This is a genomic window from Caballeronia glathei (genome assembly GCF_000698595.1).
Taxonomy (GTDB): domain Bacteria; phylum Pseudomonadota; class Gammaproteobacteria; order Burkholderiales; family Burkholderiaceae; genus Caballeronia; species Caballeronia glathei.
The window spans coordinates 1-26,423 of the sequence record NZ_JFHC01000003.1; the positions used below are offsets into that span (position 1 = coordinate 1).

Here is a 26,423-nt window from a genome sequence, read left to right on the forward strand (position 1 = left end):
TCCCGCCGTGCTCGCCGAGCGCATGGAGATGCCGGAAGAGAAGATCCGCGGCATTCTGAAAATCGCGAAACAACCGGTGTCGCTCGAGACGCCGGTGGGCGAGGACGCCGATGCCACGCTCGGCGACATGATCGAAGACCCGACGGCCGCGTCGCCGGCGGACGCTGCGGTTCATGCCAACATGCGCGCCGCGATCGACGATGCGCTCGACGCGCTCTCGCCCCGCGAGGCGAAGGTGCTGCGCATGCGTTTCGGTATCGACACCGCGTCGGACTACACGCTCGAAGAACTGGGCAAGCAGTTCGACGTGACTCGTGAACGCATTCGCCAGATCGAAAGCAAGGCAATGCGAAAACTGATGCATCCGAGCCGCGCCGACAAACTCAGGCCGTTCCTCGATCGTTGAGCCGAAAAAACGCCGCGCCGTGATTCAACGGCGCGGCGCTTTCGACGTCGCGGAAGCCGTGCACGCCTCCAGTGCGCCGATTGCCTTTCGCGCGAGGGTGACGGTTTCATCGCATGCGCGCGTGTTTCCGAATGCGGCGCATCCTCCGCCCGCATCCACTTTCGAAAGGGCTGTGCGAACCTTCTCCAATGCCGACTCCGGTGAGCCAGTGTCCGCGATCAGCGCCGATACGTTGAACACGCTGCCCGAGGCCGTCTCCACCCAGTTCGGACAAGCGGACTGCGCCTGCGTACTCGCGGAAAGAAGAATCGCAATGAAGCCAGCCGCTCGCCAGAGACGGCCCGGCGATATGTCGAGGAACGATTTCATCTGCGCCACCTACGGTAAGCGATCGACGCCGAGGCGAGTGTAGACATCGCGCTCGGCACCTTAGCGCGAACCTAGCATACGCTCGAACGCTGAATGTGGGCTAGCGCACATATCGGCTGCGATCAGGCTTGCAACGAAGCACGTTTTACCGTTTTGTTGCGCACCTCACCTGTATCAACCGAAGCTCAAGCGGAGCAGTCAGGTGCCGATAAGAACCGGCCGCAGAAACCAGAAATATTTCAATTTCCTTTCCAGTATTCCAATCTGAAAGTCGTCAATTCCTGTTCGGGATATCGAGTCCCTTTACGACCGCGGGCCGCGCAAGGAACACGTCGAGCACGCGCGTGACATGCGGAAAGCGCTCGATCCCCACGAGTTCACGCGCTTCATAGAAGCCAATCAGATTGCGCACCCATGGAAAAACCGCCATGTCGGCGATTGTGTAGTCATCGCCCATGATCCAGTCGCGGCCAGCGAGACGCTGATCGAGCACACCAAGAAGTCGTTTCGACTCCCCGACATAGCGGTCGCGAGGGCGCTTGTCCTCGTAGTCCTTGCCGGCGAACTTGTGGAAGAAACCCACTTGGCCGAACATCGGGCCGACGCCGCCCATCTGGAACATCAGCCACTGAATCGTTTCGTAGCGGCGCGCGGAGTCGCGCGGCATGAACTGGCCCGTCTTGTCGGCGAGATACATCAGGATCGCACCCGATTCGAACAGGGCGAGCGGTTTGCCGTCCGGCCCGTGCGGATCGAGGATCGCCGGAATCTTGTTGTTGGGACTGAGGGACAGAAACTCCGGCGACATCTGGTCGTTCGCGTCGAACCTCACGAGATGCGGTTCATACGGCAACCCGCTCTCCTCAAGCATGATGGAAACTTTCACGCCATTGGGCGTCGGCAGTGAATAGAGTTGCAGACGGTCGGGGTGCTGCGCGGGCCACTTCCTCGTAATGGGGAAGGCGGACAGATCGGTCATGGTGGATACCTTCGTTGAATGTCTGCGTGTCGTGAATGCGGTGTGTCAGGCCGTAAATATAGTCATTACCGTCATTCCTGTCCCGACTGGCCCGAGGTCGGGCGTTCGCGCCTCGTTTCGCGACGGCGTCGACGCGCACGATGCACTTACGCGTCGAGCAAGCGCAATCCCACCACGCCCGTCACGACGAGCCCGATGCATACGAGCCGCAGGGGAGCCGTGCTCTCCCCGAACGCGAGAACACCGACTACCGCCACGCCGATCGCGCCGATTCCGGTCCACACCGCGTACGCCGTTCCCGCGGGCAGCGACTTGAGTGCGTGTGTGAGCAGGAAGATGCTTGCGAGCGCCAGCACGATGCCGATCATGCTCGGAACGGGTCGAGACCAGCCGTCTGCGTAACGCAATGCCACCGCCATTCCGATCTCGATCGCACCCGCGCCGAGCAACAGGATCCAGGCCACGATTCGCTCCCCGGAGATTGAATGGACCCGAGTTTGACCCTACAGTTACCCGACGGCAAGTACGCACCCGGAGGTGCCTATGGCTTCGATCAGGAAACCCGGTCGCGCATCCGGCAACGTGTTCAGTGCGACGTGTCCCTCACGAACCGCACTGGAACTGGTATCGAGCAAGTGGGCGCTGCTCATCGTGCCGATGCTGGTCGACGGGCCGGTACGCAACAATGACTTGCTGAGAAGGATTGAAGGCGTCTCGCAAAAGATGCTGACCCAGACACTCCGCGAACTCGAGCGAAACGGACTGGTCGTGAGGACGGACCATCTCACGGTGCCGCCGCATGTCGAATATCATCTGAGTCCGCTCGGGCGATCGTTGAGCGAGGCGCTGATTGCGCTCGATCGCTGGGCGGAGCAGCATCACGATCACCTCCGCTACGCGCGCGAAAAGTTCGATCAGGGATAACGAAAGTTGCCAGAATCGTCGCTGGCCCGTGTTCGTTCCCCATTGCCGCCAGAAAACCTCGCGAGAACCCGACCCCATTAAGCGTGGGCTGGAACCTTGCTCGACACTGATATATTCATCTAGACGTCTCGCCATCGTCACTGGCGCGTCATGTTGCATTTCTAGAATCTTCGGGACGTTTCATCGCATCTGCCATGCAATCTCGAGGAGCCTATGGATGCAATTCGCATTGAGCGTCTGTCGAAGACGTTCAGCAACGGCCGCAAGGCGCTCGATTCCATCGACCTGAAAGTGCCTCAAGGCGAGATGGTGGCGCTGATCGGGGCATCGGGTTCGGGCAAGTCCACGTTGCTGCGTCACATCGCGGGGTTTACCGCGTCGGATCCGGAGCCGTCGCATGTGACGCTGCTCGGCCGGCCGATTCAGCAGAACGGCAAGGTCGTCCGTGAGGTGCGCCGGATCCGCCGCGACGTCGCGTTCGTTTTCCAGCAGTTCAATCTCGTCGGGCGCCTCAGTGTGCGCACGAACGTGCTGATCGGCGCGCTTTCGCGCGTGCCGCTCTGGCGGCGCCTGTTCGGACGCTTTCCCCGCGAGGAGCAGGCGCTTGCGATGCAGTCGCTCGCGGCGATGGGTATCGGCGAGCACGTGAACGAACGCGCCAGCACGCTTTCCGGCGGTCAGCAGCAACGTGCGGCGCTCGCGCGCGCACTCGTGCAGCGCGCGCGCATCGTGCTTGCCGACGAACCGATCGCATCGCTCGATCCCGAGTCGTCGCGCCGCGTAATGGAACTGCTGCAGTCGCTGAACGAAGACCACGGCCTGACCGTCGTAGTGTCCCTGCATCAGATCGACATCGCGATGAAATACTGTTCGCGCACGGTCGCATTGCGCGATGGGCGCGTCGTGTACGACGGTCCCTCCGCACATCTCACGCCCGCCGTGTTGCGCGATCTCTACGGCGCCGCCGCGAGCGAGCTGCTGGCGGACGCGGAAGCGACCGGGAGCGATGACGCGCCGGAAGGCACACTGCGTCCCGACAAGGTGCAACCACGCGCCAGCGAATCCTCGACACGCTCCGCCGCCTTCGCCTCGATAGCGCCGGCGGCCGGCTCCTGATCCTGATGGCGCCGGAGCAGGAGCGCCGTCGTATCTTCACTTCAACACTGGACTTACCGATGAAATCAGCCCGTTACCTTCTGGCCGGCGCGGCGCTTGCCGCGTGCTTCGTGACGCAGGCCGTGCGCGCCGAAACGCTCAACTTCGGCATCATCTCGACCGATTCGTCGTCGGCGCTCAAGGAGCGCTGGCAGCCGCTCATCGACGATCTCAACAAGCAGACCGGCCTCGACGTGAAGACGTTCTTCGCCACCGACTACGCGGGCATCATCGAAGCGATGCGTTTCAACAAGGTGCAGTTCGCCTTCTATGGCAATGCTTCGGCAATCGAGGCAGTGGACCGGTCGAATGGCGAAGTGTTCGCCAAGATGAAGTACAAGAACGGGCAGGGCGGCTATTACTCGGTGCTGATCACGAACGTGAACAGCAAGTGGAAGAGCGTCGATCAGGTGCTGAAGAACAGCAGCGATGTCAATCTCGGCTTTGGAGATCCGAACTCCACTTCGGGTACGCTCGTGCCGTCGTATTACCTGTTCGCGAAGAACGGCGTGTCGACGAGGACCTCGTTCAAGAGCGTGCTGCCGTCGAGCCACGAAGCGAACCTGCTCGCCGTCATCAACAACCGGGTGGACGTCGCGACCAACAACACCGACATGCTCGATCACCTCAAGGCCGATCACGCCGACCGCTACGCACAGGTGCGCGTGCTGTGGACATCGCCGCTGATCCCTTCCGACCCGCTCGTCTGGCGCCGCGATCTGCCGCAGGCGACGAAGGACAAGCTGCGCAACTTCTTCGACCACTACGGCGAGAAGGATCCTCACGAGCAAGCCGTGATGGCGGCGCTTGGAGGATACTCGGGCTTTGCGCAGTCGTCGGACGCGCAACTCGTGCCGATCCGTCAGATGTCGCTGTTCCAGAAGAAGGAGCAGGTGCAGAACAACGCGCACATCTCGGACGCCGACAAGAAGGCGCAGCTCGCCGCGCTGGATCAGAAGCTCTCGGCGCTCGACAAGCTGGCGGCCAAGTAATGAGTCCGGTCAACGCATCGCCGGTCGACGGGGCGAGCGGCCGCGCCGCGAAGCACGTGTCCGTACCGGGCGACCCGAAGCGCAGCTGGGCGTCGACCTTCGGCTGGATCGCCGTGATCGCGGTGCTCGGACTCTCGTGGCAGAGTGCGGACATGAGGCCCCTCGACCTCATTCGCGATTCCGGCAACATGGCACAGTTCGGGCGCGACTTTTTCCCGCCGGACTTCACGGAGTGGCGCGCCTACGTGCACGAGATGATCGTCACGCTGGCCGTCGCGGTGTGGGGTACGGCGCTTGCGCTGGTGTGCGCGGTGCCGTGCGGGCTGCTGTCGGCGAGCAACATTGCGCCTCTTTGGGTCACGCAGCCGGTGCGCCGCGTGATGGATGCCTGCCGGGCGATCAACGAGATGGTGTTCGCGATGCTGTTCATCGTGGCCGTGGGGCTCGGTCCTTTCGCGGGCGTACTCGCGCTTTGGGTCCACACCACGGGCGTGCTCGCCAAGCTTTTCGCCGAAGCCGTGGAAGCGATCGACGCGAGGCCGGCTGAAGGCGTACGGGCCACCGGCGCAAGCACCATCGACGAAATCGTCTACGGCGTGTTGCCGCAGGTCATGCCGCTGTGGATCTCGTTCGCGCTGTATCGCTTCGAGTCGAACGTGCGCTCCGCGATGGTCGTCGGCATGGTGGGGGCGGGCGGGATCGGCGTCGTGATCTACGAGGCAATCCGCTCCTTCAACTATGCGCAGACCGCCGCGGTGATGCTGATGGTCATTGTGATCGTGACGCTGATCGACCTCGGTTCGGCATGGGTGCGCGAGCGCGTGATCTGAGAAGCCGTGATCCGGAACACGCGGCCCGCGCGTTCAGCGGGCCGCGTGTCCGATGGCCTCGAGCAATTGATGGCCCGCGTCGGCGAGCAGGCCCGAGTTGTCGATGGTGATGCACTGCGCCGCTGACGGCAACGCGAGTGCCGGACGGCGCGCGAGCCGCGCTTCAATCTGCCTTGCGTCCTCGCGTCCGCGCCTCGCGAGCCTTGCCGCGAGCACTGCGGGACTGGCGTCGATATGGACGAAGCGCGCGTGCGGATAGCGCGCGTGAGCGGTGCCCGCATGCTGGCGCGAGCCGTTGACCACGACGGACATGCCCCGCGCGAGCCAGGTGTCGATCTCGACGCCGATGCCATAGCGCAACCCCAGGCTGTCCCAGTGCAGCGAAAACAGCCCGTTCGCAAGGCGCGTAGCGAATTCCTCGTTGCTCAGTGCGATGTGATTCTCGCCTTCGGAAACTGCCCGCGTGATGTATCGATGCGAAAACATCACGCTTGCGCCGATGCGTTCGCGCGCGAAGCCGAGCAGCGAGTCCTTGCCCGCGCCCGAGGGTCCCATCACGTAGATGAGCCGTGCGCTGTTTTCGGTGGTCATGCGGGGTCCTGTGCCGTGTCGAATGGAAGGCGCTGCCAGAGCGCGAATGGCGCGCCGGGCTGCGGCTCGACGAAGAGCGACGCGCCGTGAAAGGGCAGGGGGCCGAGCGCTTCGATGCGCTCTGTCCAATGCGAGGCGATGGCCGTGCGGGCTGCGGCTTCGCCGAGCGAGTCCGACAGCGTCATGTGAAAGCGGAACTCGTCGAGCACGTAGGGATAGCCCCATTCGCGCAGCAGCCCGATCTGGCGCTCGCTCATGCCGGGCGCGATGCGGCTCTCGATCTGCTGCGGGGAAGGGCGCGCGCGCAGCGGCGCCATCGCGCGCAATGCGCTGGCGGCGATTTCGCGGACGATGTCGTCGTGGCCTGTATTCGCCGGACGCAGCGCAACGAAGCGCCCTATTTCCGCGACACCGACCGGCATGTCGAAACGCCCGAAGTGGCGAGCCCAGTCGCGTGCAGCCGACAGCACGTCGAGCGGCCTGACACCTTCCGCGCAATGAAACGGCGCGACGAGCGTGCCGTGCCATCCATAGCGGCGAGGCGCACGTGTCAGCGCCTCCACGTTCGAGCCGAGGGCCACGATGCGATCGGGCAGGGGCGTATCGATGGAATGCGCGCGCTCGGGGTCGCGGCCCAGCCACTCACAGCCGGCGTCCCACCATGCCGACGCGGCCGGCGGCGCATAGTAGAGCGCGATTCGCGCCTGCGGGGCGAAATCGGTGTGCTGCGCGTAGCCGGTCATGCGTCGTGCTCGACCATGAGTTGCACGCGGTCCGCGGCGAAGTGCGTGATGCCGTACTTGATCGGCACGCCGGCTTCGTCGACATCGACGTTTTCGACCCACAGCACCGGCTGCTGCCGGTTGATCTGCAGGCGGCGCGCGACGTCGGTGCTGGGAAGCACGCTGCCGATGCGGCTCCATTTGCGCGTGTAGTCCTCGACGCCGAATTGGGCCAGGGCGGCGGAGATGCCGCCTGAGGATTCGAGCACGGCGGGCAGGTCCGCGAAGCGCAGCGCGGGATACCAGTTGCGCGCATAGGTGAGGGGCACGCCGTCCGAATCATGGCGCGACTCGATCTGATAGACGAGCGTCCCCACGCGAATGCCGAGCGCCTTCGCGGCGACCGGATCGGCCTTCACCTTCTCGGCGGAAAGAATGGCCCCCGCCGTCGCATGGTTCTGGCGGCGCAGGTTCTCGGTAAAGCGCGTGCGGCGGCCGATCTGGTAATCGATCGCGCCCGGCTGCACGAACGTGCCGCGACCCTGCTCGACGCTGACGAGACCCGTCGCGGCGAGCCGCAGCATCGCGCGGCGAACCGTATGGCGATTCACATCGAAGCGCTTCGCAAGTTCTGCTTCGCTCGGCAGCCGCCCTTCGTCGCCGAAGCCGTGCGCCGCGATCTCCGCAGAGAGGATCTGCTCGATCTGCCGCCAGACGGCGACACCCGCGCCGCGCTCCACGGCGAGCCCCGGCGCCGCGTTTTCGTTCGATGTCATGTCGCTGTCATTCCTGTCGGTTTCAATAGCGTTCTGGACATTATAGTGCGCCGCTCATGATGGAAATATGAAAGCGGAGCATGATCGTAATCGTGATTATCCACATCTCGATACGTCTAGACGACCAGATGTACCGACTGGTAGCATAGGTCGCCGGAAATCCGGTGTTGGACCTGCCGGCCGCGGCGCGGGCGCCGCGCCTTTTTACGACGAGGAAAGCGAATGAATTCTTCTCCGCAGCCGCCAGTTCGGGCTGAGCGGATGGCTCGGCGAGAGTGGATGGCGGTGCTTGCGCGCACGCCGCGCGAGCACATCAGGGAAGCGCTCGACGCGGCGCTCGGTTCCGCGTCGCCGCCTGCATTCGACTGGCTGCGCGCTCCGGAAATCGGGCTCGCGATGGTGCGAGGGCGCATCGGCGGCACGGGCGATCCCTTCAATGCCGGCGAAGTCACCGTAACGCGCGCGACGCTCAGGCTGCGCATGCCGGACGGCAGCGCGCCGGTGGGAGTCGCCGTGCACATGGGCCGCGACAAGGAGCGCGCGAAGCTCGCCGCGCTCATCGACGCGATGCTGCACGTGCCGGCGCTCGAAGCGCCGCTGCACGAACGCCTGCTTCGGCCGCTCGCCGCGCGCATCGCCGAGCGCCGCGCGCACAGACAGGCGCAGGCGGCCCGTACGAAGGTCGAATTCTTCACGATGGTGCGAGGGGACTGATGCAGCCAGCCGACCGTTTCAATTCCGCTCACGGCCCGCACAGCGAGCAAATCGACATGGCCTTGCTGATGCCGGGCTTTGGCGACGCGGTGCACGATTCGCAGGGCGTCTTTCGCGCGCTCCTCGATGCGCTCGCGCGTCCTGGCCGCATCGTATCCGTCGAGTCTCTGCTGCCCGGCTACCAGGCCGACGCGAACGGTGCCCCGCTTGCTGCGTTCGCATCGCTGCTCGCGCTCGCCGACTACTCGACCCCCGTGTTCGTGCAGCGGGACGACCGCGCGCTCGCCGATGCATTGCGCTTTCATGCGGGCGCCACGTTGACGCGTGATTGCGCGCAGGCGACGTTCGCCTACGTGCACGACGCCGCGTCGATGCCGCCGCTCGATGCGTTTTCGCTCGGCGAACCCGAAGCGCCCGAGAACGCAGCGACGCTTTTCATCCGGGTCGATTCACTGACCGACGGCGCGCCTCTCACGTGGCAGGGCCCCGGTATTCGCGATGCGTCGACCGTTGGCATCGCAGGGCTGCCGGGGAAGTTCTGGGACGAGCGTGCTGCGCTCGCCTCGCGGTTTCCGTGCGGCATCGACTGCTATTTCGTCGCGGGTGGCTCGCTTGTCGGCCTGCCGCGCACGACCCGAGTGGAGAACAGCTAATGTACGTCGCAGTCAAAGGCGGGGAACGCGCGATCGAGCGTTCGTGGGACCTGCTTGCTGAAAAGCGCCGCGGCGATCGCGCGGTGGCGGAGCTGACCGTCGCGCAGATTCGCGGGCAACTGAGGCTCGCCGTTGCGCGCGTGATGACCGAAGGCTCGGTGTACGACGAGGAACTCGCTGCGCTGGCGATCAAGCAGGCCGCGGGCGATCTGGTCGAAGCGATTTTCCTGCTGCGCGCGTATCGCACGACGCTGCCGCGCTTCGGCTACACGCTGCCGATCGATACGGAGGCCATGCACGCCGAGCGCCGCATCTCCGCCGCGTTCAAGGACATTCCCGGCGGGCAGATGCTCGGCGGCACGTATGACTACACGCAGCGCCTGCTCGACTTCACGTTGCTCGCCGAAGGCGGCACCGGTGCAGGTGACGAAGACACCGCACCGGCGACACACGCGGAGCCGATGCCGCGCGTGCTCGCGATGCTCGACCGGGAAGGCCTGATCGAGCAGGAGAGGGCGCGCCCGGATGCCCCGGAACCCGGTGACCTGTCACGCGAGCCGCTCACCTTTCCCGTCGATCGCGCGACGCGGCTGCAGAATCTCGCCCGCGGCGACGAGGGCTTCCTGCTGTCCATCGGCTATGCGACGCAGCGCGGCTACGCGCACAGTCATCCGTTCGCGGGCGAGATCCGCAACGGGGAAGTCGCGGTCGAACTCGAACTCGACGAACTGGGCTTTGCGGTCGAGATCGGCGACATCGAGGTGACCGAGTGCCAGATGATCAACCAGTTCGCCGGCAGCGGCGAGGTGCCGCCAGCGTTCACACAGGGCTACGGCCTTGCCTTCGGCCATTCCGAGCGCAAGGCGATGGCAATGGCGCTGGTGGACCGCGCGTTGCGCGCGCAGGAACTGGGGGAAACCATCGCATCGCCGACGCAGGACGCCGAATTCGTGCTGTATCACAGCGACAACGTGGAGGCGTCCGGATTCGTGCAGCATCTGAAACTGCCGCATTATGTGGACTTCCAGTCGGAGCTCGAATTGCTGCGCGGTCTGCGAACGTCGGGCGGCGTTGCGTCACGGCCCGCGCCTGCGCTGGCCGCAGAGGAAGAACAGGAGGTCGCGCATGAGCGCCCGTGAAGCAGGAACCGAACTCGCCGAAGGCTACAACTTCGCGTATCTCGACGAGCAGACAAAACGCATGATCCGCCGCGCGCTGCTCAAGGCCGTGGCCGTGCCCGGCCATCAGGTGCCGTTCGCGTCGCGCGAAATGCCGCTGCCCTATGGCTGGGGCACGGGCGGCCTTCAGGTGACGTCCGCGATCATCGGCCGCAGCGACACGCTGAAGGTGATCGACCAGGGCTCCGACGAAACCACCAACGCCGTCAATATCCGCCGCTTCTTCGCGCGCACGGCGGGCGTCGCGACCACGACACGCACCGCCGATGCGTCGATCGTGCAGACGCGCCACCGCATTCCCGAGACGCCGCTCACCGAAGCGCAGATACTCGTGTATCAGGTGCCGATGCCGGAGCCGCTCTACCGGCTCGAACCGCGCGTGACCGAGTGCCGCAAACTGCACGCGCTCGCGGACTACGGTCTCATCAACGTGAAATACTACGAGGATATCGTGCAGCACGGCAGCATCGCGACGACCTACGACTACCCGGTGCTCGTCAACGACCGCTATCTGACCTCGCCGTCGCCGATTCCGAAATTCGACAATCCGAAGATGCATATGAACCCGGCGTTGCAGCTTTTCGGCGCGGGCCGCGAGCGCCGCATCTACGCGATCCCGCCGTACACCAAAGTGAAGAGCCTGGATTTCGAGGACCATCCGTTCAGCGTGCAGCGCTGGGAGCATCAGTGCGCGCTGTGCGGCTCGCGCGAGAGCTTCCTCGACGAGATGATCGTCGACGACGCCGGCTCGCGCATGTTCGTGTGCTCCGACAGCGATTACTGCAGCAGCCGCCGCGCTGCACAGGATGCACCCGGGGACGCAGCGAAGGAGGCCGCATGACGGTATCGGCACACGTCGCGCCGCTCCTGAGCGCACGCGGACTCTCGAAGCAGTATGCCGGGCGCGGCGGTTGCGTCGAGATCGACCTCGACGTCTATCCCGGCGAGGTGCTGTGCATCGTCGGCGAATCGGGCTCCGGCAAATCCACGCTGCTCAACGCGCTCGCGCTGCGCACGCCGTCGAACAGGGGCACGCTCACGTATCGCACGAGAGATGCCGCGACGCTCGACCTGATCGGTCTGGCGGAGCCGCAGCGGCGCATGCTGTCGCGCACCGAATGGGGCTTCGTTCATCAGAACGCACGCGACGGGCTTCGTCATGGCGTGTCGGCGGGGGCCAATATCGGCGAGCCGCTGATGGCGATCGGCGCGCGCCACTACGGGCGGCTGCGCGAAACGGCAGCGGACTGGATGGCGCGGGTCGAACTCGACGCCGCGCGCATCGACGAGCTTCCCTCCGCGTTTTCCGGCGGCATGCAGCAGCGCCTGCAGATCGCGCGCAATCTCGTGACGGGACCGCGCCTCGTCTTCATGGACGAGCCCACCGCCGGCCTCGACGTGTCCGTGCAGGCGCGCCTGCTCGACCTGCTGCGCACGCTCACGAGCAAGCTTCATCTCGCCGCGCTGATCGTCACGCACGATATCGGCGTCGCGCGGCTGCTCGCGCATCGCCTGATGGTGATGAAGGACGGGCGCGTGGTGGAGAGCGGCCTGACCGACCAGGTGCTCGATGACCCGCAACATCCCTACACGCAGACGCTGGTTGCGTCCGTGCTGCCTGTCTGAGGTAAGACGATGAATGCCAATGCCGATCTCTCCAACGAACTCGCGTTCGCACGCCGCGATGCACTGATGCTGCGCGCACGCGGCATCGCGAAGACATTCACGCTGCACCAGCAGGGCGGGGCGCGCATCGCGGCGCTTCATGGCGTGTCGCTCGATGTCGAGCGCGGCGAATGCGTCGTGCTGTCCGGCGCATCGGGCGCGGGCAAGAGCACGTTCCTGCGCTGCATCTACGGCAACTATCTCGCGACGGGCGGCACGATCGCGATTCGCGACGACAGCCGCGAGTCGCGTCATGTTTCGCTCACGCATGCCTCGCCGCACGACGTGATCCGTTTGCGCCGGACGACGATGGGCTACGTGAGCCAGTTCCTGCGCGCGATCCCGCGCGTGTCGTCGCTCGATCTGGTGAGCGAGCCGCTCGTTTCGCGCGGCGTCGGCGAAGAGGACGCACGGGCGCGGGCGAGCGCGCTGCTCGAACGCCTTCACGTGCCGCGCCGCCTGTGGGCGCTCGCGCCTGCCACGTTCTCGGGCGGCGAGCAGCAGCGCGTGAACATCGCGCGCGGGCTGATCGCGGGCCAGCCGCTCCTGCTTCTCGACGAGCCGACCGCGTCGCTCGACGCCGAGAATCGCGACGTGGTCGCCGACCTGATCGTCGAGGCGCGCGAAGCGGGCGCGGCAATCGTCGGCATCTTTCACGACGAGGACACGCGCGAGCGCGTGGCGACGCGCGTCGTCGGCCTGGACGAACTAACGAAGCAATCTCCATCGAACACGGGAATCTTGCAGACATGCTGATCAAGAATGCGCGCATCGTGACGCGCGACGAGGAATTCACCGGCGTGGTCCGCGTGACGGACGGCCGCATCGACGAGGTGGCGCCCGGCACGACGTCGGCGGCGCAGGCCGAGGACTGGGAAGGCGACTATCTGCTGCCGGGGCTGGTCGAACTGCATACGGACAACATCGAGAAGCATCTCGCGCCGCGGCCGGGCGTGCTGTGGAATCACGAGGCCGCCATTCTCGTACACGACCAGCAGGTCGCATGCGCGGGCATCACGACCGTATTCGATGCGCTCGGCATCGGCTCGCGGCCGGATGTCGGCGTGCGCGGGCGCGAGATCCAGACGAAGTGCGCGCAGTCGATCGAAAACTTTGCGCGCCGCGGGCTCCTGCGCGCCGATCACTTCCTGCACCTGCGCTGCGAGGTCGCGACGGCCGACGTCGTCGAGATTTTCGATTCGCTGAGTTCGCATCCGCTTTTGCGCCTCGCGTCGGTCATGGACCACACGCCGGGCCAGCGCCAGTGGCACGATCCGGTGCAATGGCGCCGCTATCAGGAACGTCACGGCAAGTGGACCGACGAGCGCGCCCGCACGGCGCTCGAGGAACTCGCCGAAGACCAGCGCCGCTACGCGCACGCGCACCGGCGCGATATCGTCGAGCGCTGCCGCTCGCTCGGCATGTCGCTCGCAAGCCATGACGACACGCTCGTCGAGCACGTGGAGGAAGCCGCGCGCGACGGCATCGTGCTCGCCGAATTCCCGACGACGCTCGTGGCCGCACAGGCCTCGCGGCGCCTGAACATCGCGACGATCATGGGCGCGCCGAACGTGGTGCGCGGCGGCTCGCATTCGGGCAACGTGTCGGCGCTGGAACTCGCGCAGGCGGGTTTGCTCGACATCCTGTCGTCAGACTACGTGCCGTCGAGCCTGCTGATCGCGGCGTTCGACCTCGTGCGCAAGGCGGACTGGACGCTGCCGCGCGCGATCGCCACCGTCTCGTCGGCGCCCGCGCGGGCGGCGGGCCTCGACGATCGCGGCGCCATTGCGCCAGGACTTCGCGCCGACCTGGTCCGTGTGGCATCGGCCGATGGCCTGCCGGTGCCGCGTGCGACCTATCGCGCGGGCTTGCGCGTCGGCTGACCAGGCCGAGTCACACACCAGGCGAATCCATAACGCGCCGGTTATCGTGAGCATGAAAAACATTAACTATCATTGATCGATAACCGGTCCTACTCTTTTATCAAGCCCTTCGAAACATGCAAGCAGCATGAGCGGGGCGAAGACTGAAGGAGACGGACATGGACACCTCTGCGCACTCATTGCATTTCCTCGTCGAGAAATGGCTCGCGCCCAGCGCGGCAATGCGCATCCGCGTGGTCCGGTTCGGCAGGCTGGGCTCCGAAAAGAGGCCCTACGTGCATGTCGAAGCGTCGGCTTCGAGCGGTTCTCGCGCGATCTTCTTCTTTCGCCACGACGACGGATGCTGGTGCGTGTTTCCCGCCACCCGTGCGCGTCCGTGCATGAACGGCTATCGGCTTGCGGCATAGTGGTGCATGGCGCGCACGTAGTGCGCATGCTGCGCCGCAGAATCAGAGAGCGGGAATTTTCTTCACGCGCACAGCGGATTTTTTCACACCGCTCGTCCTACCGGCTTGACGGATCACCAGCCGTCCCTATCAGGAGAAAGGGGACTGAGGCGTCGCGTACAGACGCTGGCGCGGGAAGCCAGCACTCTGTAGACTCCCACGCGGAACGCGCGGGTTGCTTGCCAGCAGCGCAATCCAGCAGTCCGCTTCGGGAACGAACGCCTCGTACCACACGACATCCGATGCACCGGTGTCTGGCGCGTTAATTGCTCCGTTCGTGACGTCTGGTACCGTCAGGAATTGCCTACGCTGCCGCCATGAAACACGGTTTCCTAAGCTCGCTGACCGCGCTCACCGCAGGCGCCTGTCTTGCGCCCGCGCTCTGCCACGCCCATGCGCTCGACCCGCAACTCGATTGCAAGTCGAACGCCCACGGCTTCATTGCCCCCCTCGTCAACTATCGCTACATCGAATCGACGCCGATGCGTGTCGAAGCGAACTCGGTCAACGCGTTTCGGCCGACTCGCGGCAGCAACCTCACGGCTTTCGGCTTTCGCGTCTACGCGGTGCTCGGCTATGAGCACGGCGATGCGATGTTCAAGGAAGGCAGCGGCAAGCCCGTCAAGAACTCGTCGTACGGTGTCGTCGTGACGGGCGCGTCGGAAACGGTGGAGGCGCGCGTGCGGGAAGCGGGCAGCGACGCGGTGGTGCATCAGGTCGTGCCGATGCTTCTGACCGCCGTCTTCTGCGGCGGACACTGAGGCGCCCGGGGCGCCGGAGCGTTGGATCGCCGGATCGGACCCCATCGAAGCACGACCGGGTCCGTCACTTTCATGCGGCGCGGTTGAACATCCCGTCCTGTGACAGTGCCTCGACGAGATCGTCCGGCGACATCGGGCGCCCGAGCAGGAACCCTTGCAGCGAGTCGCAGCCAAGACGCGTCAGGAATTCCTGCTGCGCTGCCGTCTCGACGCCTTCCGCGACGATGTTCAGATTGAGCGTTTCACCGAGCGCGACGATCGCCGACACGATCGCGGCGTCCTCCGTGTCGCGCGCGAGATCGCGGATGAACCCGCGATCGATCTTCAGCTCGCTCGCCGGCAGCCGCTTCAGGTAGAGCAGGCTCGAATAGCCGGTGCCGAAATCGTCGATGGAAATGCGCACGCCCATGTCGCTCAGTTGCTGGAGAATGCGCAGGCTCGCGTCGGCATTGCGCATCGCCGTGGACTCGGTCACTTCCAGCGTCAGGCAGCCCGGCTCCAGCGCGTGGCGTGCCAGCGTGTCGCGCACCATCTGCAGCAGGCTCGCATGGCCGAACTGCAGCGCGGACAGGTTGACGGCGACAGACCAGTCGCGGCGGCCCGCGTCGTGCCATACGCGCATCTGCCGGCAGGCCTCGTCGAGCACCCACGCGCCGATCGGCACGATCAGGCCCGTCTTTTCCGCGAGCGGGATGAACTGGTCGGGCGCAATGAGCCCGCGTGCCGGATGCGCCCAGCGCACGAGCGCCTCCACGCCGAGCATCGGACCGCTGGGCGCGGCGAGCTTCGGCTGGTATTGCAGGATCAGCTCGTTTCGTTCGAGCGCGAGCCGCAGGTCCTGCACAAGCTGCAACTGCTCGTGCACGTTGGCGTTCATCGACGTCTCGAAGAAGCAGTAGACGTTGCGGCCGAGCGCCTTCGCGTGATACATCGCGGCGTCTGCGTTGGTGAGCAGGTCGTGCTGATCGATGCCGTCGCCGGGATACATCGCCACGCCGATGCTCGTCGACACGCGCAGCGTGCGCCCGGCCACCTGAAACGGTTCGCGAATGACGGTGAGCACCTTGTCGGCGAGCGTTGCCGCGTCCGCCGGTTCGCCGACTCGCGCGAGCAGCACGAATTCGTCGCCGCCCACGCGGGCGATCGTGTCCTCCTGCCGCACGCTCGACTCGATGCGCCGGGCGACCTCCACGAGCAGCAGGTCGCCGATGTGATGGCCGTAGGCGTCGTTGACCGTCTTGAAGCCGTCGAGGTCCATGAACATCACGGCGAAGCGTCCGTTGTTCCGGTCCGCGCCATGCAGCGCCCGGTCGAGCCGGTCCGTGAGCAGCATGCGGTTCGGAAGCTTGGTGAGGTTGTCGTGCAGCGCGAGGTAGGTGAGCTCCTGATTCGCCTCGGCAAGCGACACTGCGAGCACGGACGTGCGCGCTTCCAGGCGCAGGTCGAGCACCGAGACGATCAGCGCGATGGCGAGCACGGCGAGCGTGACGACGATGATCACGAGCGCGAGCCATCCGGCGTTCACGCCGCTGCGCGCCGCGCCGCAGACGCTGCCCACCGGAAACTGCGCCGCGGCCATGCCCGTGTAGTGCATGCCGACGATGGCGGCGCCCATCACGAGCGCGGCGGCCGCGCGCAATGGTCTGACGAGGGGCGAATGGCGGCGCAGGCGAAATGCGATCCAGAGCGCCGCGCCCGACGCAAGCATCGCGATCGCGACGGACAGCGCGAAGAGCGACGGAACGTAGACGATCGAGGGCGACATGCGCATCGCCGCCATGCCGGTGTAGTGCATGCCTGCGACACCCGCGCCGAGCAGCACCGCTCCCCAGGCGATCCGGGTCCACGGCAGGCTTTCCTGGCACACGAGCCACAGCGCGAACGCCGACGAGGCGATCGCGAGCAGGAGCGAGAGCGCGGTTATCGCGGGGTCGTAGCCGAGCGGAATCGGCAGGCTGAACGCGAGCATGCCGATGAAGTGCATCGACCAGATGCCGGTGCCCATCGCACAAGCTCCGCCCGCGAGCCACCAGTGCGCCGCCCGGCCCTTTGCGGTGGAAATGCGGCCTGCCATGTCGAGCGCGGTGTACGACGCCAGAATCGCCACGAGTAGCGAGAACAGGACGAGCAAACTGTTATAGCTACTCGCAAACATCGGGTATTCCTTTGAAGATTTCCGTTTCCGCCCCGCCCGGATTGCCCGGACCGCGTGCCACTGCCGCGCGGCGAAGGAGGCGTCGGTACGCCTCTTATAACGACCGCGTTCGCGCGCGACTTTAGCGCGCAACTTCAGCGCGCGATCCGCGAGCGGCGATTCGCGGGTGCGCGATGCCGTCGGCCGCGATTTCACATCCTGCGGCGATCACCGGTGCTTTCAGGCGCGCTCGCGAACGTCTTGTGCCACGCACACGTTTGCGGCTGCGCATTTTCAACGCCTCATGCCGGCTGGCACGCTTTTTCCTGAAACACCGGGCACGTAGATTTCAAAATCTAATGGTTAACCTTTCATTGTCACTACAAAATCGCATGCCTAGAATGCAAAAAACGGTTTGCGTCTGTACGTTCGTTTTATCAGCGAAGCTCGGGGAGACCGCCATGACAAAGCCGGAAAGAAAAACCCAATCGTTGCGCCGAAAATTTTTGCGGCGCGCCACAGCGACAGCCGCGGCGGGGGCGGCGGGCGCTGCGACGCTGGGGTTCCCCGCGATCGTCAAGGCGCAGGGTCCGATCGTCATGCGCTGGCAGAGCACCTGGCCGCAAAAGGACATCTTCCACGAGTACGCCGGCGACTTCGCCAGCAAGGTGAACACGATGACGGGCGGTGACCTGAAGATCGAGGTCCTGCCGGCGGGTGCGGTGGTCAAGGCGTTCGATCTGATCGACGCGGTCAGCAAGGGCACGCTCGACGGCGGTCACGGCGTGTGCGCGTACTGGTACGGCAAGAATTCGGCGATCGCGCTGTGGGGCTCCGGCCCCGCCTGGGGCATGGATGCCAACATGCTGCTTGCCTGGCACAAGTACGGCGGCGGCAAGGAGCTGCTGGCGGAGATCTACCGCAGCCTCAACCTGAATGTCGTGTCGTACCTGTATGGTCCGATGCCCACGCAGCCGCTCGGCTGGTTCAAGAAACCCGTCACGAAGCCCGAAGACTTCAAGGGCCTCAAGTTCCGCACCGTCGGGCTTTCAATCGACATCTTCAGCGGCATGGGCGCGGCGGTGAACGCGCTGCCCGGCGGCGAGATCGTTCCTGCGCTGGACCGCGGCCTGCTCGACGCGGCCGAATTCAACAACGCCAGCTCCGACCGCCAGCTGGGCTTCCCCGACGTCTCCAAGGTGTGCATGCTGCGCAGCTTCCATCAGTGCTCGGAGACCTTCGAGGTGCTGTTCAACAAGCAGAAATTCGACGGCTTGCCGCCGCACCTGAAGGCGATCATCGGCAATGCCGTGGAAGCGTCGTCGCAGGACATGTCGTGGAAGGCGATCGACCGCTACTCGAAGGACTACCAGGCCCTGCAGCAGCAGGGCGTGAAGTTCTACGCCACGCCCAATGCGGTGCTGCAGGATCAGCTCAGGATCTGGGACGAGATCGTCGCGCGCAAGGAAAAGGAAAATCCGATGTTCAAGAAGGTCAACGATTCGATGCGCGCCTTCGCGGAACGCACGACCCGCTGGCAGAGCGACACGAACGTCGACTACCGGATCGCCGCCGCACGCTATTTCACCAAGAAGACCTGAGCCGGCGCGCGCCGCGTTACTGCCCGGGAGCCGCGTTCAACGAGGCCACGCCATGCAAAAACTGCTGCTGCGCGTCGATGCGATCAGCACGTTCGCCGGTCAGGCCTTCGCGTGGCTGATCGTCACGCTCACGCTGATGATCACCTATGAGGTCTTCTCGCGCTACGCGCTCGGCACGCCGCACGCGTGGGTGTTCGACGCGGCGAACATGATGTACGGCACGCTCTTCATGATGGCGGGCGCCTATACGCTGTCGAAGAACGGTCACGTGCGCGGCGACGTGCTGTACGGCTTCTTCTCGCCGCGCGTGCAGGCGTCGATCGATCTCGTGCTCTATATCGTCTTCTTCATTCCGGGGACGGTCGCGCTCGTGTGGGCGGGCATCGACTTCTTCCAGGACTCGCTCGCGCAGAACGAGCATTCGTCGATCGCCGCCGACGGCCCGCCGATCTATCCGTTCAAGGCGTTCCTGCCGGTTGCGGGCGCGTTTCTGCTCCTGCAGGGCGCAGCCGAGATCGTGCGCTGCGTGATCTGCCTGCGCCGCGGCAGCTGGCCGCTGCGCGCGGGCGACGTCGAGGAAGTGGACGTCGAGAAGCTCAAGCAGTCGGTGAGCGTGAGCGACGAGGACATCGAGCGGCTCGATCCGCTCGTCACGGGAAGCAAAACCGGGCGGAGCGCGCCATGAGAAAGGAAGCATGGTTCGGCCTCTCCCTGATGGCGCTCGTGCTGATCGGCATCGTCTACGTGATGCCGTCTCCGTCCGCGATCACCAGCGAGCACCTGGGCCTCCTGATGCTCGCGCTGATCGTGATCGGCATCATGCTCGGCTTTCCGACCGCGTTCACGCTGATGGGCATGGGCGTGATCTTCGCGTGGCTCGCCTATCGAAGCGCGAATCCGGCGACCGCCGTCCAGCAGACGCTCGACCTCATGGTGCAGCGCGCGTACGGCGTGATGACCAACGACGTGCTGATATCGATTCCGCTCTTCGTCTTCATGGGATACCTGATCGAGCGCTCGAACCTGATCGCGAAGCTCTTCCGGAGCCTGCATCTCGCGCTCGCCCGCATTCCGGGCTCCCTCGCCGTCGCGACGCTCGTGACGTGCGCGGTGTTCGCGACCGCGACGGGCATCGTGGGCGCGGTGGTCACGCTGATGGGGCTGCTCGCCTTCCCGGCGATGCTGAAGGCAGGCTACGGCGTGCGGCTTTCGGCGGGCGTGATTACCGCGGGCGGCTGCCTCGGCATCCTGATTCCGCCGTCGGTGCTGCTGATCGTGTACGGCGCGACGGCGGGCGTTTCGGTGGTGCAGCTCTATGCCGGGGCGTTCTTTCCGGGGCTCATGCTCGCGGGGCTCTATATCGTCTACACGATCATTCTCGCGAAGCTGCGGCCCGACCTGGCGCCGCCTCTGAGCGACGCTGAACGCGAGGTGCCGCTGCCCGCGTATGCGAAGCAGACGGGCGGCGCACGCCGTGCGCGCGCGCTCGGGGGCCTGATCGGCGCGTTGCGCGGCGGCCAGACGGTTCCGGCGCCGAAGCGCACGCTCATCGGGCAGCTCGCCGTCGCGCTGATGCCGGTCGTGCTGGTGATCGGCGTGGCCGTTCTGGGCTACCGGGCAGCCGTGCTGCCGACGCCCGTCGCGGGCATCGGCGGGCCGGCTGAGATGACCACGGGAGGTTTCGTCGAGGAAGCGCCGGTCGCCGGAACCGACAGCCTTCAGGCGCCGCCCGACGAACCCGGCGCGGTTCTCGCTACGCCCGCGCCCGACGCCGTGCCGGACACGCTCGCGCCGCCTCCAGGCGCGCCGCCCGCCGCGAGCGGCGCGGCCGCGCCCGCTACGCCCGCTACGCCCGCTACGCCCGCTACGCCCGCTACGCCCGCCGCACCCGCTGCGCTCGCCGGCGGCACGCCGAACGCGCCGCAACCCGGGTTCTGGATTGCGATCGGCATCGCCGCCGTGCTGCTCGTCGGCTTCTATGCGTGGCTCGACTTCGCGCGGCTCGAAGTCTTCAAGATGCTGCTCACTTCGTTCTTCCCGCTCGCGACGCTGATCCTCGCCGTGCTCGGCTCGATCGTCTTCGGCCTCGCAACACCGACCGAGGCCGCGGCCGTCGGCGCGCTCGGCGGCGCCGTGCTCGCGGTGCTGTACCGGCAGATGAATTTCACGGTGCTGAAGGAGTCCGTGTTCCTCACCGCCAAGACGACCGCGATGGTGTGCTGGCTCTTCGTCGGCGCGTCGATCTTTTCGGCCGCGTTCGCGCTGCTCGGCGGACAGGCGCTGATCGAGCGCTGGGTGCTGTCGATGGAACTCACTCCGCTGCAATTCATGATCCTGTCGCAGGTGATCATCTTCCTGCTCGGCTGGCCGCTCGAATGGACGGAGATCATCGTGATCTTCATGCCGATCTTCATTCCGCTGCTCGCACACTTCAATATCGACCCGCTGTTCTTCGGGCTGCTCGTCGCGCTCAATCTTCAGACGGCATTCCTGTCGCCGCCGGTCGCGATGGCCGCGTTCTACCTGAAGGGCGTCGCCCCGAAGCACGTGACGCTCAACCAGATCTTCGCGGGGATGATTCCGTTCATGGCGATCCAGATCTTCGCCGTCGTGCTGCTCTACCTGTTCCCCGGCATCGGGCTGTGGCTGCCCGCCACGCTCTACAAATAGTGGCGCCGCGTGCCGTTTCCCCGCACGTGGCGGCATGATCCGTCCCGAATGCCCGCGCGGATCGTTCTGCGCCGCACCATCCCGCCGAGCCCCTCCGTGCGTCGTTTCGCACTCGCCCGCGCGCATTATTGCTATCGTCGCGATTGAGACACCCATTCATACGAAAGGAGAACGCAATCATGTCAGAGAAAACCGGCCAGACCGAACGCATCGCAATCGTCACCGGGGCGGGCAGGGGCATTGGACGTGCGGCCGCTCTCGCCCTGCTCGGCGACGGCTGGTCAGTGGCGCTCGCCGGCCGCCGGTCCGCACCGCTCGAAGCGGTGGCGAGCGAATCGGGCGCGGGCGCGCGCGCCTACCCGGTTCCGACCGACGTATCGGACCCGCGCTCGGTCGCGAACCTTTTCGCGGCGGTGACGGCGCGCTTCGGCCGGCTCGATCTGCTCTTCAACAATGCGGGCGTGGGCAACCCGCCGGGTCCGTTCGAGGAATGGTCGGTGGAGCAGTGGAAGGGCGTCGTCGACATCAACCTGAACGGCATGTTCTATTGCATCCAGAGCGCCTTTCGCGTGATGCGCTCGCAGACGCCGATGGGCGGTCGCATCATCAACAACGGCTCGATTTCGGCGAGCGCGCCGCGCCCCAATTCGATCGCGTACACGGCGACCAAGCACGCGGTGGGCGGACTGACCAAGTCCGCCTCGCTCGACGGACGCAAATACGACATCGCCGTGGGCCAGATCGATGTCGGCAACGCGCGCACCGAGCTTTCGCAGCGCATGGAGAAGGGTGTGCCGCAGGCGAACGGCGAGATTGCGTCGGAACCGATGATCGACGTGAGCGTGGTCGGCCAGTCGGTGCTGTACATGGCGAACCTGCCGCTCAACGCCAACGTGCTGTTTCATACCGTCATGGCGACGAAAATGCCTTTCGTCGGGCGAGGCTGAGCGGCCGGGCCGCGCCGGGGCGCGCTATTCGGTCCGGTACCAGACGCGGATGCCGGAATACCAGTGGCTGACGCTCGTATCGTCGCCGGCGCCGAAGGTGGAGAGGCTTTCCACGTTCAGCACGTCGATGCCGCGCTCCGCGATCCACGCGTTGGCCCGTTCGACCAGCGCGGCCCCGTTCTCATAGACGTTCCCCTTGATCAGATGGTGCTGAAGGACCCGCCGCTCAAAGTCTTCGAAGGCGATCTTGGTCATCGTTGTCTCCTGCGTTTCCGGCAACGCGCTTCGGGTCTTCAGTCTAGCAAAGGCGCTTGCGGAAGGGCGCAATGCGGGTGCGCAACCGCACGCGCATTCGTGCGAGCGCGCGCCGCAACGGCGTTCGCGCGCTTCCCGCATCGCGCCACGCGGCGCTTCCCGCATGATGTGGCACCGGATGCGCGCCGTGCGGTCGCCCGGTTTGCCCAATAACCGCGCTGTCGGATACAGTAGGAGTCCGGTTCCGGGAATCGGGCACGAGAACGAACACGCGGTTCCGAGGCGCACCCAGCAGGCGCCCGCCGCGTGCGCCGGCCGCGCTCCGCGCGCGCCGGACCCGGCCAGGAGACACCAAGGAGAGCACGATGGACATGCGGCAACGCAAGCACATCGACGCAGTCGTGGAGGCGACCACCCGCGGCCAGCCGGTCATCGCGGCGCGCACGCACGAGGCGATCATCCAGTCGTCGTGGCGGCGCTGCGTGCACCAGTACGGCCTCGACCCCGCGCGCATGCAGGAGGCGCGCATCCTGCCGCAGACGCGGCTGCGCGAGCACCAGCAGCGCATCGACGACTTCGCGCGCATCGCCCGCCACGGCCTGCAGACGCTGTACGGGCAGGTCGCGGGCATGGGCTACGTCGTGCTGCTTACCGACGCGCTCGGCGTGACCGTCGACTATCTCGGCAACGCCAGCACCGACGCCAGCCTGCGCCGCGCGGGCCTCTATCTGGGGGCGGAGTGGAGCGAAAGCGGCGCCGGCACCTGCGCGGTGGGCACGGCGCTCGCCACGGGCCAGGCGCTGACCGTGCATCAGGTCGATCATTTCGACGCCACCCACATTCCGCTTACCTGCACCGCAGCACCGCTTTTCGACTCGCACGGCGCGCTCACCGCCATTCTCGACATCTCCGCGCTCACTTCGCCCCAGGCGCGCGACAGCCAGAGCCTCGCGCTGCAGCTGGTGAGGATTTACGCGAGCCACATCGAGAACGCAAACTTCCTGCGCACGCACCGGCAGGACTGGATTCTGAAGCTCAATGCGTCGCCGGAATTCGTCGATGTCAATCCCGACTATCTCGTCGCGCTGGATTCGCTCGGGCGCATCGTCGGGCACAACCGGCGCGCGCACGAAATGCTGGCGGCGGAACTCGGCGTGCCCGGGGCCCCCGGCGAGCCGCTCGCGCCGCTGATCGGCACGGCTTTCGAGTCGTTGTTCGACGCGCGGCTCGCGGAACTCGGCCGTTTCGTCTATTCGCGCCCGAGCGAGCTGCGCGCGGTCGCGCTCGCGAAGAGCGGCGCGCTGCTCTACCTGAGCGTGATGCCGCCCGCGCCGTGCTGGCGTCCCGACGCGCGCGCGAGCGCCGCAGGCGAAGCGCAGCGCACGGTCAAGGTGCCGCCCGCGCTCGCCGCGCTGTGCGGCGGAGACGCCACGCTCGAGCGGCAGCTGGAGCGGGCATCCAAGCTCGTCGATTCGCCGATCAACCTGCTCGTGACCGGCGAGACCGGCACCGGCAAGGAGTATTTCGCCAAGGCGCTGCATCAGGCGAGCGAGCGCCGCAACGGTCCGTTCGTCGCGGTGAATTGCGCGGCGATTCCGGAGACGCTGATCGAAAGCGAACTGTTCGGCCATCTGCCCAACAGTTTTTCCGGAGCCGGGTCGCGGGCAAAGCGCGGGCTGATTCAGGAAGCCGACGGCGGCACGCTTTTTCTCGACGAAATCGGCGACATGCCGCGCGAACTGCAGTCGCGCCTGCTGCGCGTGCTGGCCGAGGGCGAGGTGCTGTCGATCGGTGCGTCGCGGCCGGTTTCGGTGGACGTGCGCGTGATTTCGGCGACACACCATCCACTCGACGAACTCGCGAGCAGCGGAGGTTTTCGCGAGGACCTGTACTACCGCCTGAACGGCGCGCGCTTCGTGCTGCCGCCGCTGCGCGAGCGCACCGACCTCGACTGGCTGATCGAAAAGCTCCTCGAAGTCGGCGACACGCGCGCCCCGCGCGGCAGCGAGCGCGCGATCACGCTCTCCCCGGCGGCGCGCGAGCGGCTGCACCGGCACCGCTGGCCCGGCAACCTGCGCGAGCTGTGCAACGTGCTGCGTTACGCGCGCGCGGTCTGCACGGACGGGCACATCGAGGTGGACGATCTTCCGGAGGGCCTGTCCGCGCTGCCGCCCGGGCGCGATACGGCAGCGCAGGAGGCCATGCCGGCGGTGCTGTCCATCGGCGCGAGCGAAGGCGGCCACGGCGCGTTTGCGGCCGACTTCGATCCGCATCTCCTGCCGCCCGAAGGCATGCTGCTGATGCAGTACCTGCGCGCGGCGAGCTGGAACCTGAGCGCGGTGGCGCGCCAGATCGGCGTGAGCCGCATGACGCTCTACCGGCGCATGGCGCGCTATGGCATCCGCTCGCCGAACCAGCGCGACGCGTCGGAACGCTGAGCGCCTCGTCCCTCACCGCGATACGCCTGTTCACCCCGAGACACCTGCCGCTGTGACACCTGTCACAGCGGCAGTCATTGCACGCCGCGAACAACGGCACTTTCCCGCATTTTTCGCCTGTTTTCTCGGGGTTATCCCTCGGCGTCCGGCCGTGCTTTCGCGTCTGCCGGATTGGCATAGCGCTTGCCTTGTATTGCCGCAACAACGATACAGGAGACAGGCATGCGCAACCCCGCGCCGCCGAGGACGCCGCTCGTCGGCATCATCGCCAATCCGATTTCCGCCCGCGACATCCGCCGCGTGGTCGCCAACGCGAGCGGCCTGCAACTGGCCGAGCGCGTGAGCATCGTGCTGCGGCTCCTGTCCGCGCTCGCGGCGTGCGGCATCGGGCGGGTGCTGATGATGCCGGACCGCGAAGGGCTCAAGGTCATGCTCGAGCGGCACCTGTCGCGGCGCCAGGGCCCGGACGCCGCGCTCGCCGCCGTCGACTATCTCGACATGCCCGTGACCGCACGCGTGGACGACAGCTTTCGCGCCGCGCACATGATGCGCGAGGCGGGCGTGGCCGCGATCATCGTGCTCGGCGGCGACGGCACGCATCGCGCGGTCGTGCGCGAATGCGGCGCGGTGCCCGTTGCAGGCCTGTCCACCGGCACCAACAACGCATTTCCCGAGATGCGCGAGCCGACCATCGCCGGACTGGCGGCCGGGCTCTATGCGGCGGGGCGCATTCCCGCCGCCGACGCGCTCGTGCGCAACAAGCGGCTCGACATCGAAATCCGCGACGCGCGCGGCGGCGTGCGCAGCGACATCGCGCTCGTCGATGCGGTGATCTCGCACGAACACTTCATCGGCGCGCGGGCGCTGTGGAAAACCGACACGCTCGCCGCCGTCTACGTTTCCTACGCCGATCCGCAGGCGATCGGCCTGTCGGCCATCGCCGGGCTGCTGGAGCCGGTGGGGCGCCACGAATCCGGCGGCCTCGCCGTGGAACTCGCCGCGCCGGGCTGCGGCGAGTTCGAACTGTGCGCGCCGATCGCGCCCGGCCTGATGTGCTCGGTGCCGATAGACGGCTGGCGCCGCCTGTCCGACGGCGTGCCGCAGCGCGTGCGCCAGCGCGCCGGCATCGTCGCGCTCGACGGGGAGCGCGAACTGGCCTTCGCCCCCGGCGACGAAGTGACCGTCACGCTGCGCGAAGGCGCCTTTCACAGCCTGGATGTCGCCGCCTGCATGCGCTACGCGGCACGCGCCGGACTGATGCGTCACGGCATGCCGATGCCGATGCCGGTCCGGTCCTGAATGTATTCAACGAGTTTGGCCCACCAACCGAGAAG

27 protein-coding genes are annotated in these 26,423 nt (G+C 66.2%); 20 read left to right on the forward strand and 7 right to left on the reverse strand.

Features of this window, described 5'->3' with window-relative positions; translation table 11 throughout:
- Positions 1-406 (forward strand): sigma-70 family RNA polymerase sigma factor (locus tag BG61_RS03150; protein ID WP_035941572.1); only part of this gene is annotated, 406 nt, incomplete at its 5' end.
- A gap of 643 nt (positions 407-1,049) precedes the next feature.
- On the opposite strand, the gene BG61_RS03160 is transcribed toward BG61_RS03150, so the two are convergent.
- Positions 1,050-1,754 (reverse strand): glutathione S-transferase N-terminal domain-containing protein, encoded by a 705-nt coding sequence (locus BG61_RS03160; RefSeq protein ID WP_035934856.1) that lies wholly within the window; start codon positions 1,752-1,754, stop codon positions 1,050-1,052.
- Positions 1,755-1,900: 146 nt separating this feature from the next.
- Positions 1,901-2,218 carry a DMT family transporter gene (locus BG61_RS03165; protein WP_035934859.1) on the reverse strand — a complete coding sequence of 106 codons (318 nt, stop codon included), beginning with the start codon at positions 2,216-2,218 and terminating at the stop codon, positions 1,901-1,903.
- Between the two features lie 79 nt (positions 2,219-2,297).
- On the opposite strand from BG61_RS03165, the gene BG61_RS03170 reads away from it, so the two are divergent.
- From BG61_RS03170 to phnE, 4 genes are all read left to right on the forward strand, one after another.
- A complete protein-coding gene (locus tag BG61_RS03170; protein WP_035934860.1) occupies positions 2,298-2,678 on the forward strand; it encodes a winged helix-turn-helix transcriptional regulator in 381 nt (126 codons plus the stop codon).
- A 213-nt stretch (positions 2,679-2,891) separates the two neighbouring features.
- Positions 2,892-3,794 carry a phosphonate ABC transporter ATP-binding protein gene (phnC, locus tag BG61_RS03175; RefSeq protein ID WP_035934862.1) on the forward strand — a complete coding sequence of 301 codons (903 nt, stop codon included), beginning with the start codon at positions 2,892-2,894 and terminating at the stop codon, positions 3,792-3,794.
- Between the two features lie 59 nt (positions 3,795-3,853).
- A complete protein-coding gene (phnD, locus tag BG61_RS03180; protein WP_035934864.1) occupies positions 3,854-4,825 on the forward strand; it encodes a phosphonate ABC transporter substrate-binding protein in 972 nt (323 codons plus the stop codon).
- Positions 4,825-5,655: a phosphonate ABC transporter, permease protein PhnE gene (gene phnE, locus BG61_RS03185; RefSeq protein WP_035934867.1), complete on the forward strand. Its 831-nt coding sequence runs from the start codon at positions 4,825-4,827 to the stop codon at positions 5,653-5,655. The genes phnD and phnE overlap by 1 nt, the downstream gene beginning before the upstream one ends.
- A 33-nt stretch (positions 5,656-5,688) precedes the next feature.
- Here phnE and phnN read toward each other — a convergent pair whose 3' ends face one another.
- The 3 genes from phnN to phnF are packed head-to-tail and all read right to left on the reverse strand — an operon-like array spanning position 5,689 to position 7,744.
- Entirely contained in the window at positions 5,689-6,246 is a 558-nt protein-coding gene (gene phnN / locus BG61_RS03190) for a phosphonate metabolism protein/1,5-bisphosphokinase (PRPP-forming) PhnN (protein ID WP_035934880.1), read from the reverse strand.
- Positions 6,243-6,989, reverse strand: a complete 747-nt coding sequence (locus BG61_RS03195) for a DUF1045 domain-containing protein (protein WP_035934882.1) — start codon at positions 6,987-6,989, stop codon at positions 6,243-6,245. The genes phnN and BG61_RS03195 overlap by 4 nt, the downstream gene beginning before the upstream one ends.
- Positions 6,986-7,744, reverse strand: coding sequence for a phosphonate metabolism transcriptional regulator PhnF (gene phnF, locus BG61_RS03200; RefSeq protein ID WP_035934884.1), 759 nt, complete (start codon positions 7,742-7,744; stop codon positions 6,986-6,988). Before phnF ends, BG61_RS03195 begins: the two co-directional genes overlap by 4 nt.
- A 222-nt stretch (positions 7,745-7,966) precedes the next feature.
- Between phnF and phnG the strand changes: the two genes are divergently transcribed.
- From phnG to BG61_RS03245, 9 genes are all read left to right on the forward strand, one after another.
- A complete protein-coding gene (gene phnG, locus BG61_RS03205; RefSeq protein WP_035934886.1) occupies positions 7,967-8,458 on the forward strand; it encodes a phosphonate C-P lyase system protein PhnG in 492 nt (163 codons plus the stop codon).
- Complete coding sequence (gene phnH, locus BG61_RS03210) at positions 8,458-9,111, forward strand: phosphonate C-P lyase system protein PhnH (protein WP_035934888.1); 654 nt, start codon at positions 8,458-8,460, stop codon at positions 9,109-9,111. The genes phnG and phnH overlap by 1 nt, the downstream gene beginning before the upstream one ends.
- Positions 9,111-10,250 carry a carbon-phosphorus lyase complex subunit gene (locus BG61_RS03215; RefSeq protein ID WP_081867965.1) on the forward strand — a complete coding sequence of 380 codons (1,140 nt, stop codon included), beginning with the start codon at positions 9,111-9,113 and terminating at the stop codon, positions 10,248-10,250. Before phnH ends, BG61_RS03215 begins: the two co-directional genes overlap by 1 nt.
- The gene (locus BG61_RS03220) at positions 10,237-11,130 is read left to right on the forward strand and encodes an alpha-D-ribose 1-methylphosphonate 5-phosphate C-P-lyase PhnJ (protein WP_035934896.1); all 894 of its coding nucleotides are present in this window, start codon (positions 10,237-10,239) and stop codon (positions 11,128-11,130) included. The genes BG61_RS03215 and BG61_RS03220 overlap by 14 nt, the downstream gene beginning before the upstream one ends.
- Entirely contained in the window at positions 11,127-11,915 is a 789-nt protein-coding gene (phnK, locus tag BG61_RS03225; RefSeq protein ID WP_035934898.1) for a phosphonate C-P lyase system protein PhnK, read from the forward strand. The genes BG61_RS03220 and phnK overlap by 4 nt, the downstream gene beginning before the upstream one ends.
- Positions 11,916-11,924: 9 nt before the next feature.
- Complete coding sequence (phnL, locus tag BG61_RS03230; protein ID WP_035934900.1) at positions 11,925-12,710, forward strand: phosphonate C-P lyase system protein PhnL; 786 nt, start codon at positions 11,925-11,927, stop codon at positions 12,708-12,710.
- Positions 12,704-13,837 (forward strand): alpha-D-ribose 1-methylphosphonate 5-triphosphate diphosphatase, encoded by a 1,134-nt coding sequence (locus BG61_RS03235; RefSeq protein ID WP_035934901.1) that lies wholly within the window; start codon positions 12,704-12,706, stop codon positions 13,835-13,837. The genes phnL and BG61_RS03235 overlap by 7 nt, the downstream gene beginning before the upstream one ends.
- 158 nt (positions 13,838-13,995) lie before the next feature.
- A complete protein-coding gene (locus BG61_RS03240) occupies positions 13,996-14,244 on the forward strand; it encodes a hypothetical protein (RefSeq protein WP_035934909.1) in 249 nt (82 codons plus the stop codon).
- Positions 14,245-14,600: 356 nt separating this feature from the next.
- Positions 14,601-15,044, forward strand: coding sequence for a hypothetical protein (locus BG61_RS03245; protein ID WP_035934911.1), 444 nt, complete (start codon positions 14,601-14,603; stop codon positions 15,042-15,044).
- Positions 15,045-15,114: 70 nt separating this feature from the next.
- On the opposite strand, the gene BG61_RS03250 is transcribed toward BG61_RS03245, so the two are convergent.
- Complete coding sequence (locus BG61_RS03250) at positions 15,115-17,199, reverse strand: putative bifunctional diguanylate cyclase/phosphodiesterase (protein WP_035934914.1); 2,085 nt, start codon at positions 17,197-17,199, stop codon at positions 15,115-15,117.
- A gap of 440 nt (positions 17,200-17,639) precedes the next feature.
- Between BG61_RS03250 and BG61_RS03255 the strand changes: the two genes are divergently transcribed.
- From BG61_RS03255 to BG61_RS03270, 4 genes are all read left to right on the forward strand, one after another.
- Positions 17,640-18,779: a TRAP transporter substrate-binding protein gene (locus BG61_RS03255; protein WP_035934921.1), complete on the forward strand. Its 1,140-nt coding sequence runs from the start codon at positions 17,640-17,642 to the stop codon at positions 18,777-18,779.
- Between the two features lie 52 nt (positions 18,780-18,831).
- A complete protein-coding gene (locus BG61_RS03260) occupies positions 18,832-19,464 on the forward strand; it encodes a TRAP transporter small permease subunit (protein WP_035934922.1) in 633 nt (210 codons plus the stop codon).
- Complete coding sequence (locus tag BG61_RS03265) at positions 19,461-21,449, forward strand: TRAP transporter large permease (RefSeq protein ID WP_035934923.1); 1,989 nt, start codon at positions 19,461-19,463, stop codon at positions 21,447-21,449. Before BG61_RS03260 ends, BG61_RS03265 begins: the two co-directional genes overlap by 4 nt.
- Positions 21,450-21,628: 179 nt before the next feature.
- Entirely contained in the window at positions 21,629-22,396 is a 768-nt protein-coding gene (locus BG61_RS03270) for an SDR family oxidoreductase (protein WP_035934924.1), read from the forward strand.
- Between the two features lie 24 nt (positions 22,397-22,420).
- On the opposite strand, the gene BG61_RS03275 is transcribed toward BG61_RS03270, so the two are convergent.
- Positions 22,421-22,651, reverse strand: a complete 231-nt coding sequence (locus BG61_RS03275) for a hypothetical protein (RefSeq protein ID WP_035935400.1) — start codon at positions 22,649-22,651, stop codon at positions 22,421-22,423.
- Between the two features lie 365 nt (positions 22,652-23,016).
- Here BG61_RS03275 and BG61_RS03280 point away from each other — a divergent pair, with 365 nt between their 5' ends.
- Together BG61_RS03280 and BG61_RS03285 are read left to right on the forward strand one after the other, a co-directional pair.
- The gene (locus BG61_RS03280; protein ID WP_035934925.1) at positions 23,017-25,089 is read left to right on the forward strand and encodes a sigma-54-dependent Fis family transcriptional regulator; all 2,073 of its coding nucleotides are present in this window, start codon (positions 23,017-23,019) and stop codon (positions 25,087-25,089) included.
- A 222-nt stretch (positions 25,090-25,311) separates the two neighbouring features.
- On the forward strand, positions 25,312-26,388 hold the full coding sequence (locus BG61_RS03285; protein WP_035934934.1) for an ATP-NAD kinase family protein: 1,077 nt from the start codon (positions 25,312-25,314) through the stop codon (positions 26,386-26,388).
- The last annotated feature ends 35 nt before the right edge of the window (positions 26,389-26,423 follow it).